The 11,854-nt window shown below is 45.5% G+C and carries 11 protein-coding genes; 5 read left to right on the top strand and 6 right to left on the bottom strand.

What is annotated here, in order from left to right:
• Window positions 1-36: 36 nt before the first annotated feature.
• Together CES79_RS07710 and nrdI are read right to left on the bottom strand one after the other, a co-directional pair.
• Window positions 37-786 carry a nitroreductase family protein gene (locus tag CES79_RS07710; protein WP_054654552.1) on the bottom strand — a complete coding sequence of 250 codons (750 nt, stop codon included), beginning with the start codon at window positions 784-786 and terminating at the stop codon, window positions 37-39.
• A 12-nt stretch (window positions 787-798) separates the two neighbouring features.
• Complete coding sequence (gene nrdI, locus CES79_RS07705; protein ID WP_054654550.1) at window positions 799-1,266, bottom strand: class Ib ribonucleoside-diphosphate reductase assembly flavoprotein NrdI; 468 nt, start codon at window positions 1,264-1,266, stop codon at window positions 799-801.
• 175 nt (window positions 1,267-1,441) lie between these two features.
• Between nrdI and CES79_RS07700 the strand changes: the two genes are divergently transcribed.
• Window positions 1,442-2,017 carry a TetR/AcrR family transcriptional regulator gene (locus tag CES79_RS07700; RefSeq protein ID WP_054654548.1) on the top strand — a complete coding sequence of 192 codons (576 nt, stop codon included), beginning with the start codon at window positions 1,442-1,444 and terminating at the stop codon, window positions 2,015-2,017.
• Between the two features lie 7 nt (window positions 2,018-2,024).
• Here CES79_RS07700 and CES79_RS07695 read toward each other — a convergent pair whose 3' ends face one another.
• Window positions 2,025-2,642: a LysE/ArgO family amino acid transporter gene (locus CES79_RS07695; RefSeq protein WP_089136814.1), complete on the bottom strand. Its 618-nt coding sequence runs from the start codon at window positions 2,640-2,642 to the stop codon at window positions 2,025-2,027.
• A gap of 46 nt (window positions 2,643-2,688) precedes the next feature.
• Between CES79_RS07695 and CES79_RS07690 the strand changes: the two genes are divergently transcribed.
• Window positions 2,689-4,131: an aminotransferase-like domain-containing protein gene (locus CES79_RS07690; protein WP_225362348.1), complete on the top strand. Its 1,443-nt coding sequence runs from the start codon at window positions 2,689-2,691 to the stop codon at window positions 4,129-4,131.
• A 142-nt stretch (window positions 4,132-4,273) separates the two neighbouring features.
• On the opposite strand, the gene CES79_RS07685 is transcribed toward CES79_RS07690, so the two are convergent.
• Entirely contained in the window at window positions 4,274-5,659 is a 1,386-nt protein-coding gene (locus CES79_RS07685) for a hemolysin family protein (protein WP_170173444.1), read from the bottom strand.
• 154 nt (window positions 5,660-5,813) lie between these two features.
• A complete protein-coding gene (locus CES79_RS07680) occupies window positions 5,814-7,715 on the bottom strand; it encodes a flavocytochrome c (protein WP_089136812.1) in 1,902 nt (633 codons plus the stop codon).
• A gap of 270 nt (window positions 7,716-7,985) precedes the next feature.
• Between CES79_RS07680 and CES79_RS07675 the strand changes: the two genes are divergently transcribed.
• The 3 genes from CES79_RS07675 to CES79_RS07665 all read left to right on the top strand — a co-directional run bounded on the left by CES79_RS07675 (window position 7,986) and on the right by CES79_RS07665 (window position 10,832).
• Window positions 7,986-8,369, top strand: a complete 384-nt coding sequence (locus CES79_RS07675) for a hypothetical protein (protein ID WP_054654546.1) — start codon at window positions 7,986-7,988, stop codon at window positions 8,367-8,369.
• 317 nt (window positions 8,370-8,686) lie between these two features.
• Window positions 8,687-9,856 carry an iron-containing alcohol dehydrogenase gene (locus tag CES79_RS07670; RefSeq protein ID WP_054654544.1) on the top strand — a complete coding sequence of 390 codons (1,170 nt, stop codon included), beginning with the start codon at window positions 8,687-8,689 and terminating at the stop codon, window positions 9,854-9,856.
• A 550-nt stretch (window positions 9,857-10,406) separates the two neighbouring features.
• Window positions 10,407-10,832 carry an Hsp20/alpha crystallin family protein gene (locus CES79_RS07665; RefSeq protein WP_054654542.1) on the top strand — a complete coding sequence of 142 codons (426 nt, stop codon included), beginning with the start codon at window positions 10,407-10,409 and terminating at the stop codon, window positions 10,830-10,832.
• A gap of 71 nt (window positions 10,833-10,903) precedes the next feature.
• Here the strand turns inward: CES79_RS07665 and CES79_RS07660 are convergent, their stop codons facing one another.
• The gene (locus tag CES79_RS07660; protein ID WP_089136811.1) at window positions 10,904-11,752 is read right to left on the bottom strand and encodes an aldo/keto reductase; all 849 of its coding nucleotides are present in this window, start codon (window positions 11,750-11,752) and stop codon (window positions 10,904-10,906) included.
• Window positions 11,753-11,854 lie beyond the last annotated feature (102 nt).

Here is an 11,854-nt window from a genome sequence, read left to right as displayed (position 1 = left end):
TTCTCTAATTTAAGAGAAATTGGCTATTTTTTTTCGTTATTTAACGTTAAATCCCTGTTTTTTAATCACTGAAATCAGTTCAGCACGCAGTTGAGGATCACGCTTAAGTTCTTGGACAATGTGCTGACTGAAAGTTGTTTGCTTTAAATGACTGTTGCGGTTAGCATAATAGGCTGCCGTTGTAGCATCGTAGGCAGCTAACTGGGTGTTAAAATCAGCCGGCAACGCATATTGGTTACTAAAGTGCATCAGCTGTTGGGGTAAGCGCGGTTTTAAATCGGGCTGTTCTGCCGGATGCCCAATGGCGATTCCCAGTAGCGGGAAGGTGAGTTCCGGTAAATTGAGCAGGTCGATGATCCGCTGGGTATGGTTTAAAATACTGCCCATGATCGTACTGCCTAGCCCCATGCTTTCACCAGCAGTTACAATGGCTTCAGCGGCAATGGCAACGTCAAAGGTGCTGGCCAGAAACTTATCAAAGGAACGCAGGATCGTCGTATCCGCATTGGCCTTTTCCGCGATCTTTAGGTTGCGGTGCTGATCGGCAACTAACATGAAATAATGGCCACTTTTCTCGAGCCAGTGGTGGCCCGTAATGGTGCCTAACTCTTGTTTGATAGCGGAATCGGTAATGCTAATGATGCTATATTGCTGTGCAAACGTACTGGTAGCGGCGTGCTGGGCAGCCGTGACTAAGGTCGTGACCTCGGTTTGAGTTAGCGGCTGGTTTGTATAGTGACGGATGCTACGGTGCTGCATTAACAGCGTTAAGATATCGTTAGACATGAACTCACTTCCTTAGAGATCCAATAGTTGCAGCCGTTCAACGAGTTTTTTGTAAACCCGCGTTTCATCGGCCGGTACGCCCCGTAATTCGTAGTCAGCGATAAAGGGGGCGTCAAATTTTTGGCAGTAACGCCGGGCGGTGAGGCAATACTGCTCGTTAAAGTTTTTATTGCCGCTGCCCACGACGCCAATCAGCTGTTTAGCGTTATCGTGGTAGTCGATATATTCGCCCATCACATTAGTCATCAGTTCCTTGACACCATTGTCGATACCGTTACCACCGTCCAAGTAAGTTGGTACGAAGCAGAAGAAGGGTTTAGTTTCATCCGCAAAGTCAGTCTGTTCGGAAATTTCGGTCGCTTCAATTTCTGGTAAGCCCTTATTTTTGATATGCTGTGCCATTGCGTAGTGGGTCAAATGTTCAACGAAGTTTCGCGTATTACCTTCAATTGAAATAAATAAAATTCGGATTGGTTCCATAGTTTTCTCCTCCAATTATCGCTATAATGGTAGATATTGTGTTGGTGGTAGGCGTGATACATACGGATAGTGTTACTATTTAATTGTAAGCTATCTATTAGTTTGAAAGCAAGAAACAGCGCTACCATTTTAAGCGACTAAAATCGGGATGATCAAAGACTACAGGGGTGAGAAAATGACGGAGAAACAGGATTTAAGGGTTCGGCGGACGAACGAACAAATTACGAAAGCCTTCTTTGGTCTACTTAAAGAAAAGGGCTTTAAGACCATGACGGTGCAGGATATCAGTAAACGCGCACGAATTGGCCGGTCAACTTTTTACAGTCATTACTATGATAAATACGATCTTTTAGAAAAACTGGTTGCGGAATATACGGAAGTTTTTCGCAAGATCGTGGATCAGCGTTTTAGAATACATACACCAGAGATTGGCTCCAATACCGTTAAAGTACTCATTATTGCACTTACCCAATACCGCGAGATCTTACTGCAGTTGTTTGAGATCCACACGGAAACTGCGGACCTCGAACGGAATTTTAAACAGATTTTACGGTCAACGGCTTACGATTATTTTCAACGGGTAGAATTACCTGACGAATTTCAGCTGCCGCTAGACTATCTCAGCGATCTTTATGCCAGTAACGTGATGCTGTTTTTACTGTGGCAATTGCGGCACGGTAAAAACGATTCCGTCATTCAGTTTGGCGACCGCTTGCAGGAATTCGTGCTGAATCCGACTGAGGGACTCTAAGACCAGCCTACAGCAACGCGCCGACAAACTGGCTTAAGAGTTTAACAGCGTAGCCTAACATGACGACGCCGCAGACCCGGTTGATCCAGGTGAGGATCTTGGCATTCAACTGTGATTTTAGCAGGCTGACAATGGTTGTCAGACCAGTGAACCACAGGAAAGAAGAAATCGCGACGCCACTGACAAACAAATCGCCCTTAATGCCCGGCAGTGAAGCCCGGAAGGCACCGAGCAGCATAGTACCGTCCAAGATGGCCTGCGGGTTTAGCCAAGCAATTGAAAAGGCGGCTAGAATGGCAGCGCGATAGTGGAAGGCCTTTTGCGGACTGCCCACGTCTAAAGGTGTGGTTGTAGACCGAATCAGCTGGATGCCCAGCACGGTGATAAAGGAGCCGCCACCCGCCCACAGCAGTAATTTTAATAGGGGGACGGCCGTTAACAGCTGACCCACGCCAAAAAAGCAGGCCAGCGATAACGAAATATCAAAGAAGATGACGATACCAGCAATCAAATAAGCTCGATGTCTGGGCTGATCCAGAGCAGTATTGATGACGTACAGGTTTTGCATGCCGATCGGGGCAACGTAAGCGAGGCCAAATAACAGGCCTTTAAGTAAATTAAACATCTGAAAAACTCCTTTAAAGCGACATATTAGTGAAAGAAGGATCGCAATGATTCAACTAGACTGGCGACCTGATACCGATAGTGCAATTCCCGTCTATCAGCAGATCATTAATACCTTTATCCAGCATATTCAAACTGGTGACTGGCCGATCGGCGGTCAATTACCCTCGCAGCGACAACTCGCTGAACAGTTTCACGTCAACCGCAGTACCATTAGTAAAGCCATGACGACATTATTGTCCGATGGGGTTTTAACCACGGCATTTGGTGGCGGTACCCGGATCGCCAGCAACAGCTGGTCAACCATGATCCAGCAGCCGGTGGACTGGCAGCATTACATTGATTCGGGTGAATTTGAAGCGAATCAAGAAACGATTCAGCGGATCAATGAAGTCGAGACGCAGACCAAAATTCGGTTAAGTACCGGAGAAATTGGTCCGGAGCTATTCCCGGTTGACTTGGTTCAAAAAGCCATGAAACAAGCGGCAGCTAAATTAACGAATCTGAATTATTTACCGCCCATGGGCTCTCAGGCGTTGCGCGAGGCGATCGTCTCCCGGCTAGCGAACTGGGGGATCGAAACAACGGCTGAAAATGTGCTGATCACTTCCGGCTCATTGCAGTCCCTGCAATTGATTGCTGTGTCACTGCTGGCACAGGGGGCGACGGTCTACACCACACCGGCGAGTTACCTGAAATCACTACGGGTGCTGCAGTCAGTCCACGCGCACTTTAAGTCGCTGCCAACGGATGGTGAGGGACTGCAGTACTGGCACATCGCGGCTGAAGACCGCCAGCGGTTGCTGTACGTGATCCCCACCTTTGATAATCCAGATGGTGAGGTCATGTCCCGGCAGCGCCGTGAAGACTTGATTCAGTACGCCCAAGAACGCCAGCTACCTATTATCGAAGACAGCGCCTATCAGGATCTGTGGTTAGACACGCGACCGCCGCAACCGCTAAAAGCCCTTGATACGGCCGGCAACGTGTTGTACTTAGGGTCGATCTCCAAATCACTGGCACCTGGTATGCGAATTGGCTGGATCGTGGGGCCGCAGTCGATCATCAAGCGACTGGCGGACGTTAAAATGCAGACCGATTATGGCGCTAGTTCGCTGTCTCAGATGGTGTTGACTGAAGTGTTAAATGATGCGGATTATGATCAGTATTTAAACCGGTTGCGTCAGCAGCTTAAACGGCGGCGCGACCACGCCGTAACCGTTTTGAAAAGGGAACTCAGTAGTGTCGCAACTTGGCAAATCCCAGCTGGTGGGTTCTATATTTGGCTAACGTTAGCGTCGAAGATCAACGTTCAGCGGTTGTTTAACGTGGCTGCTCAAGCGGGGGTGCTGTTAAACCCCGGTTCGGTATATGGCAAGGGGGCGCAACAAAATGTGCGCCTATCTTACGCTTTTGCGGATGAAACCGTGTTTGAGCGTGGCATTAAAGTGGTGGCCAAGCTCATTTCGGACCAACTTTCAGCAGAATAAACCTAGTTTAACTGAAAATCAGCTGGCATGGCCCAGCCAAATTAAAGATTAATGACCAACCAAGCGTTTATTTATAAAGTCACAAAAAAATGGTTTGCTTATCAGTTTTACGCTGATAAACAAACCATTTTTAACTATTCAGTTACTCATCATCTTTATCTTTATCATCATCGTCGTCAGCAGGCGCGGGTTCGTTCACGGTAACTTCAAACCAGTTAATGAACGAGTTTTCGTAATCCACCACTTTGAAATCAAAGTTATCAATGTGGAGGACGGTGCCTTGCTTGACGTCGGGATGATTATCCAGAATGGAACCAGCCAGCGTGACCACGTCGTTTGTTTCAAATTCCTTAATATCGACATCAAAGTAACGTTCGAAATCATAAGTTGTCATTTTACCACTGACTTGGTAAGTGCCATTGGGCTGCTTAAAGATATCTTCATTAGAAGAATCATCGATTTCATCGCGGACGGTGCCAAAGAGTTCTTCGTAAATATCCTTATCAGTAATGATCCCTGAGGTACCGCCATATTCATCGACCACAACCACGATTGGTGTTTGTTTGCGAATCATCTGTTGGAGCACTTCAGTGATCGGTGTTGATTCAGGCGTGGTAGAAATATGCCGCAACAAGCGATCAATGTGAATCGTTGAATCGACTTGCTGCTGACGAATCAGGTCATAGTTATAAATATAGCCTAAGATCTTATCTTTATCACCGTGAGCCACAACGGGTAAGCGCGAGAACTTCTTTTGCAGATACATGTTAATGGCTTCTTTAACGTTGGCAGTGATATCGATCACGATCAAAGCGGTTCGGTCGATCATAATATCCTTAGCCACTTTATCGTTTAGTTCAAAGGCCCGCTGCATGTAGACGTAATCGTTTTTCTCCAATTCGCCACCAGCGACGGCGTTACGGGACAGGCTTAAAATTTCAGCCTGTGAAAAGACTTCATCACTCTCATTAGCGACTGGAAGTCCCAGCAGCTTCACTACCCCACTAGCGGAAGTATTGAGCAACCAGACAAAGGGGTAGAAGATGATGTGACAGTAATGCAACGGGGTCGTCACGAGCCGGAGGACCTTTAATGGCATATCGATAGAAATGTTTTTAGGGACAATTTCAGTAAAGACCACTTCTAAGTAAGTCAATAAGAGAACACCGAACACAGCACCGATCGCGTGAGCCGTCGCACCACCCGGATTAGTGTGGGTAATGTTGAGTAGGTCAAGCAAGATGGACGAAATCGTCGACTCACCTAACCAGCCTAAAATAATTCCTGCGACTGAAACCCCCACTTGGGTGGTTGAAAGGTACTCGTTTAAGTTCGTCACCATGTTCAACGAACGTTTTAACCTTTTTTTGGATCCTTCTCCGCTGTCCAAGGCCTCTTCAAGGGCACTCGGACGAGATTGAACTAAAGCAAATTCGCAAGCCACAAAGAAAGCTGCGACGAAGAAAGTGATTAATATGACAATCAAATTGATAATTATCTGACCACTATCCAAGAATTCATTCCTCATTTCTTAATAAAATCAACATTTAACGTTTATTCTCCATTATAACGCTAGTCGGTTCCTTTTTTAACTGTTACTAGGCAGTTTATTGGCTATCGATTAGTAGAGAAGTCAAACATAGCAGTATTTACAGCGATTTACAAGAAATTCTGAAATAGTTTTAATGCATGGATGCGGAGGTGACCGTATCCACGATTTCGTTGGTTGCCGACTTAGCGGCGATTGGGCCAAACGTAAAGATATCCGCCAGTGAATTACCACCGAGACGGTTACCGGCGTGAAGTCCGCCAGCCACTTCACCAGCTGCGTACAGGCCATTTATCCGGTTGCCATCGGTATCCAGCACGTGGGCACCAGCGTCGATCGTCAAGCCGCCCATAGTGTGGTGAATGGCGGGTTTCCTTGGTGTCGCGTAGAAGGGCGCCTTTTCAACCTTCAAATCAAAGACGCTCTTACCGAAGTCGGGGTCGCTGCCTTGATCCACGTAGGAATTGTAAGTGGCAACCGTTTTTTCAAGCGTCTTTGGATCCATGCCAATTTGGGTAGCCAGATCAGCCAATGTGTCAGCCTTAAATAACCGGCCGTCTTTAATCTGCTGTTCCAACTGTTCTTCGCTGGTATTATAAGCGGTTTTCTTGATCTCATTATCGGCGATTAGATAGAACAGGCCGCCGTTATCGAAGGCTGCTTTTGCCAAAACGTCACGTTCGGCATACTCGTTGACGAATCGCTTACCCTGCTGGTTGACCATTAAGAAGTTGGCGGGTGGACACTGGATACCGGAGAAAAGCTCACCGGTCTTGGGATCGGAAACGGGCATCATTTGAATGAAGCCCATTCCCGTTAAAGCAGCGTGGGCCTGCTGACCCAATTTGATCCCATCACCAGTGATGGTCGGGGCGTTGGTGGTCGCGATATTGTCATCGATGGTTTGCCAAGCAGTATTGTACTTTTGAACTAACGCCGTGTTGGCACCAAAGCCGCCAGAAGTTAAGATCACTGCTTTTGATTGAACCGTAAAGGTATGGTCGCCGGGTTTCTCAACCAGGACACCACTTAAGTGCCCCTTAGCGTAGAGCAGTCGGGTAACCGGGCTGTCGGTTAAGATAACACCGCCATTGTGTTTCACGTAGGCGCTGAGTGCTGAAATATAAGCGTAGCCAGCGTTTTCCACGGGCTTATGCCCCCGGCGCCACAGAGCACCGACTGGCATGGCCACGTCTGAGGTATCGAACTTAACGCCAATCTTGGCGAGCCATTTCTGGGCTGCCAGATCATTATCGGTTAACGTCTTGACCAGATCGTAGTTACCATAGATCCGGTGACCCTTCAAATCAGTCCGGACACCGCCCAAATAAGTTTGAATGCGGTGAAGTTCGACGGAATCGAAGAGGTAGGACTTGTTGTCCTTCGTATCAGCAAAGTAAGCCTTGATCTGTGACTGTAAGGTTTTGAAATCAGCCTGATATTCCGAATCAATATCGTCGACCTTCATATCAAGTAGGTTTTGCAGGGTTTGGTGTTCACCCGGTAACGCGTCAAACTGGTTTTGCCAATCGGGATCAGCTGCGTTCATTGGTCCGCCGGTTCGGATGGTATTCCCACCTAAAGCCGGTGCCTTTTCCAATAGTACGACTTTGCAGCCTTGATCCAGTACCGTTGCGGCAGCTGCTAATCCAGCACCGCCGCCACCGATGATGACAACGTCGGTTTGCAGGTCAGTATTTTCGGCAACTTTCGGCACGTACTTATCCCGGTTTTGCCACTCTTGGGCGTTTCCGCCGGCCTGCTTGATTGCTTCAGCCACGCCGGCCATAATTCCCCGGCTAGTCTCGGAAGCGCCGGTGACGGCATCCACGTTGAGGGTTTGACCATCGACGATTGCGTCAGGAATCCGGTCATAAACGACGTCACTGATGCCAGCGGTTTCCGATTTTTGGTCGACATTAATGGCTTCAATGCGATCGGCTGAAAAAGTAACGTCCATGGAGAACGTCCCGTTATGACCTTGAGCCGAAACGGTATACTTACCTGGTTTAAATGTTTGCTTATCGTTTGCCATGTGATAACTTCCTTTTTAAAAATTCTTTTTAGTTTTTTCAATTAAATGATAGCGGATACATTACTAATTCTACCATGAATTAGCGATGCTGGGTGAGAGGCGGTTTACGCGTTGCCCACACGCACTGTCAAAAAGCTGAAAAGCACTTTTTAAACGTTTATTTTAGCCCAATAGGTCCCGTCAGCTCGGCTTCTAAACAGCATAATCGCACACCTTTTGGAAAATAGTGCTAAAATAAAATTGCAACACAAATCAAAGGAGATCTTAGTTATGGCAACAAAAAGTGCAGACAAGGATAAGGATAAAGAAGCAACCAAGCCAGCTTTTGAATATACTGATGAAATGATTCAAAAGGCTGCCGACCTGATTGTTAAGCAAGGTTATGCTACTCGCAAGGACATTCCAGAAATGAAAGATTTGGACTGGGCTTACGGATTGGGTGAAAAAGTCGACAAGTATTTTAATGATAAAAATGCTGGTCGCTTTATCTACCATGAAGACTTTGACTATGCTGGCGGGGATATCGCTGCCATTATTTTCGACATGGATCAGGTCAAGACCCGTACTGATGCGCTTAAGAAGTTGGGTGAAGTATTGGGTGAAAAGATTATCGATGGTCATCTGGACGAAATCGAACACGACATTACAAATTAATCTCTGAAGCCTTGCCGAATGGTAAGGCTTTTAATATTGGCTGATAAGCGTAATGGCGACCATAATTAATTGGCTTAACTCCTTTATTTGTGAAGTAATTTGTTTAGTTATTTATGGTGAACAGGCAGTTTGAAAATTGCTGAAAGTAACGAAGCTTGTTTATTAAAGCCTTAAAACATTGATATAGCAATCATACTAGTAGTTGTTAAGATTGAGAAAAACGTCAGGTCAAACGTTTACACTATTTTGTATCAGTGTTAATATTAAAAAGTTAACAAAGTAAAGTCACGTACAATTTTAAATTAGGAGCGTAGATCATGAAGGAAAATTTTGATTTCTTAATGCCTAGTGTCAACTTCTTCGGTAAAGGTGTCATCAAGAAAATTGGTGACCGTGCCAAGATGCTAAACATGAAAAAACCATTAATCGTTACTGGTAAAGTCTTAGAAGGTATGGAAAATGGTCCAGTTACTCAAACTTTAGATTCATTGAAAGCTGCTGGTGTGGATTACGTTATCTTTGACGGCGTTGAACCAAACCCTAAGATCCGTAACATCCAAGCTGCCAAGAAGATGTACTTGGATAACAAGTGTGACAGTATCATCACTGTTGGTGGTGGTTCTTCTCATGATTGTGGTAAAGGGACTGGTATCATTTTAACGAACGGTGACGACATCACCAAGTTAGCCGGTATCGAAACACTTGAAAACCCATTGCCACCATTGATGGCCGTTAACACCACTGCCGGGACTGCTTCAGAATTGACCCGTCACTGTGTGATCACTAACGAAGAAACTAAGCTGAAGTTCGTTGTTGTTTCATGGCGTAACATTCCACTGGTTTCCTTCAATGATCCAATGCTTGAATTGGATATTCCTAAGGGCTTAACTGCCGCAACTGGTATGGATACCTTTGTTCAATCAATCGAACCATACGTTTCAACCAACCGTAACGAAATCACTGACGGCCAATGTGTTGAAGCAATCAAGTTAGTTGAAGAGAGCCTTCGTGAAGCCGTTGCTAACGGTCACAACCTTGAAGCTCGTACTAAGATGGTCGAAGCTGAAATGTTAGGTGGGATGGCCTTCAACAACGCTGACCTCGGTTACGTTCATGCCATGGCTCACCAATTGGGTGGCCAATATGACGCCCCTCATGGTGTTTGCTGTGCAATGCTGTTACCAATCGTTGAAGAATACAACATTCCAGCATGTCCAGAACGCTTTGCTGAATTAGCTAAGATCATGGGTGAAAATACTGATGGTCTGTCAACGCGTGACGCTGCTGAATTGTCGATCAAGGCAATGCGTCAGATGTGTGACGACTGTGGCATTCCACGCTCAATCAAGTCAATTGGTGCAAAGCCAGAAGACTTCGAATTGATGGCTGAAAATGCGTTGAAAGATGGTAATGCACCTTCGAACCCACGTAAGGGTACTAAAGAAGACATCGTTAAATTGTTCCAGGAAGCGTATGACCAAAAGTAGAGAGCGCAATTAAAAGCGTTTAGCTCCCGGCCACATAAACAAATAAGAACCAGAACCCTGAACTTGGGGTTCTGGTTCTTATTTGTTTATGTGGCCGGGAGCTGCTTTTAAGTGCGCGTTTCGGCAAGAGAACATAGAAGAACCAATCCCTGAACTTGGGGTTCAAGTTCTTATTTGTTTATGTGGCCGGGAGCTGCATTTTATTGCGCGTTTCGGCAATATAGCCTAGAAAAAGGTGGGGTTTTATTGAAGCACCAACTGGCTAAAAATAGCCAGCCAATAAAGTGCATAAAAAGTTTGACCTTTACTGATAATAAATTAAAAAAGTTGTAGGTGTCATTTTTATGTAGATTAAAGTGATTTTTAAAACGCTGATATAACAGTATTTGTAAGCCTAAATTCTAAAGGAATTAGCACTCTAGATATTCGAGTGCTAATTCCTTGCATTCCTGACCAATACTGACTAATATATACACTGTAAGGTTGGTAAGGAGGTAACAAGCACCGAGTTATCGGCCTTAGCTAAAAATTCTGAAAGGGGTTTTTCTCTATGACTAACTTATTAGCAAACAGAAACATTAATGATATGGATCCAATGAACTTCTTCAACGACTTCGGTAACTTTGGTCAGAAGTTCTTTAACGATGACGAAATGAAGACTGATATTAAAGAAAACGACAAAGATTACGAAGTTTCCGCTGAACTGCCTGGTTTTAAGAAGGATGGCATTCATATTGACTATCGTGACAATACGTTACGGATCAACGCCGTTCACAATTTGGACAAGGAAGATAAGGATGAAAAAGGCCGCGTCCTTCGTCAAGAACGCAGCTCAAGCAACGTCACCCGCAGCTTCTATCTGCCAGGCGTTGATCAAGATAATGTCAAGGCAACCTACGATGGCGGTATTTTGAAATTAACATTGCCAAAGATGACTGAAGATCAGCAAGACAGCCACCACATCAGCATTGACTAATCGTTGTTGAGAATTTGATTGCAATTACCAAAGAGGCGCACCGAATTAAGTTTCGGTGCGCCTCTTTTTGTCTAATCGTGATGGACCTTATATTGTTTGCCGTTTTCGTAAACCAGTTCGGGATCGTCCCCGGTACGTTGATTGCGGTTTAATAAATCGACCATGCCGCATTCGTCTTCGGAGAGGTCAAAATCTAATTGGTAGTTTTCTTTGATTCGGCTAGGGGTCTTGGATTTAGGAATAATGGCAACGCCGTTTTGCAGGTGCCACTTTAAAATCAGCTGAGCAACCGAAACGTGATGGTGATCAGCCATTTTCTTCAGCATTTCATCATCCAGGGTGACCCCGCGTCCCAGTGGGCTCCAAGCTTGCGTCACAATGTCGTGGGCTTTATCAAATTGGACTAGCGCGCGCTGGTTGAGATACGGATGTAATTCAACTTGATTAACAACGGGCATTTTCTTGGCCTTGGTCTTTAAGAGTTCCAGGTGGGCCATGCTGAAGTTAGAAACCCCAATTGACTTCACCTTACCGTCTGCCTTGAGCTTTTCCAGTGCGCGCCACGTATCAAAGAAGTACTTCTGAACCGGCCAATGAACCAGTAACAGATCAAGATAGTTCATTTTGAGCCGCTTGAGTGAATCATCAACCGTTTGAATCGTATGATCATAGCCCTGGCTGATTTCCGCCACCTTGGTCGTGATAAAGACCTGATCGCGCGGAATTTGCAGGTTGACTAACGTTTGACCCAGAAAATCTTCGTTGCGGTAGATCTGGGCGGTATCAAATAACCGGTAACCAGCATCGAACGCCGTTTTAATCGTCGTATCCATCATTTCTTGCGTATTGATCAAGTAAGTTCCAAACCCGACCAGCGGCAGTTCATTACCGTCCGCCAGTTTAACTGTTTTTTCAACCATTCTACGTTACTCCTTCTCTGATAGTCTTCCAATCCATTATAGCAAAAGCGCTTACAATTATTGGTATTTCTTTAAAGAAATCAGCAAATTGCCCCAAGTTGG

The organism is Secundilactobacillus silagei JCM 19001 (genome assembly GCF_002217945.1).
Lineage (GTDB): Bacteria > Bacillota > Bacilli > Lactobacillales > Lactobacillaceae > Secundilactobacillus > Secundilactobacillus silagei.
The sequence above is the reverse complement of the archived record's forward strand: the minus strand, read 5'-3'. Positions and strand labels throughout refer to the sequence as shown.

Coding starts and splice junctions, on each gene's coding strand:
- CES79_RS07710 (WP_054654552.1), bottom strand. CDS start 786: ATGTCTAACGATATCTTAACGCTGTTAATGCAGCACCGTAGCATCCGT.
- nrdI (WP_054654550.1), bottom strand. CDS start 1,266: ATGGAACCAATCCGAATTTTATTTATTTCAATTGAAGGTAATACGCGA.
- CES79_RS07700 (WP_054654548.1), top strand. CDS start 1,442: ATGACGGAGAAACAGGATTTAAGGGTTCGGCGGACGAACGAACAAATT.
- CES79_RS07695 (WP_089136814.1), bottom strand. CDS start 2,642: ATGTTTAATTTACTTAAAGGCCTGTTATTTGGCCTCGCTTACGTTGCC.
- CES79_RS07690 (WP_225362348.1), top strand. CDS start 2,689: ATGATTCAACTAGACTGGCGACCTGATACCGATAGTGCAATTCCCGTC.
- CES79_RS07685 (WP_170173444.1), bottom strand. CDS start 5,659: ATGAGGAATGAATTCTTGGATAGTGGTCAGATAATTATCAATTTGATT.
- CES79_RS07680 (WP_089136812.1), bottom strand. CDS start 7,715: ATGGCAAACGATAAGCAAACATTTAAACCAGGTAAGTATACCGTTTCG.
- CES79_RS07675 (WP_054654546.1), top strand. CDS start 7,986: ATGGCAACAAAAAGTGCAGACAAGGATAAGGATAAAGAAGCAACCAAG.
- CES79_RS07670 (WP_054654544.1), top strand. CDS start 8,687: ATGAAGGAAAATTTTGATTTCTTAATGCCTAGTGTCAACTTCTTCGGT.
- CES79_RS07665 (WP_054654542.1), top strand. CDS start 10,407: ATGACTAACTTATTAGCAAACAGAAACATTAATGATATGGATCCAATG.
- CES79_RS07660 (WP_089136811.1), bottom strand. CDS start 11,752: ATGGTTGAAAAAACAGTTAAACTGGCGGACGGTAATGAACTGCCGCTG.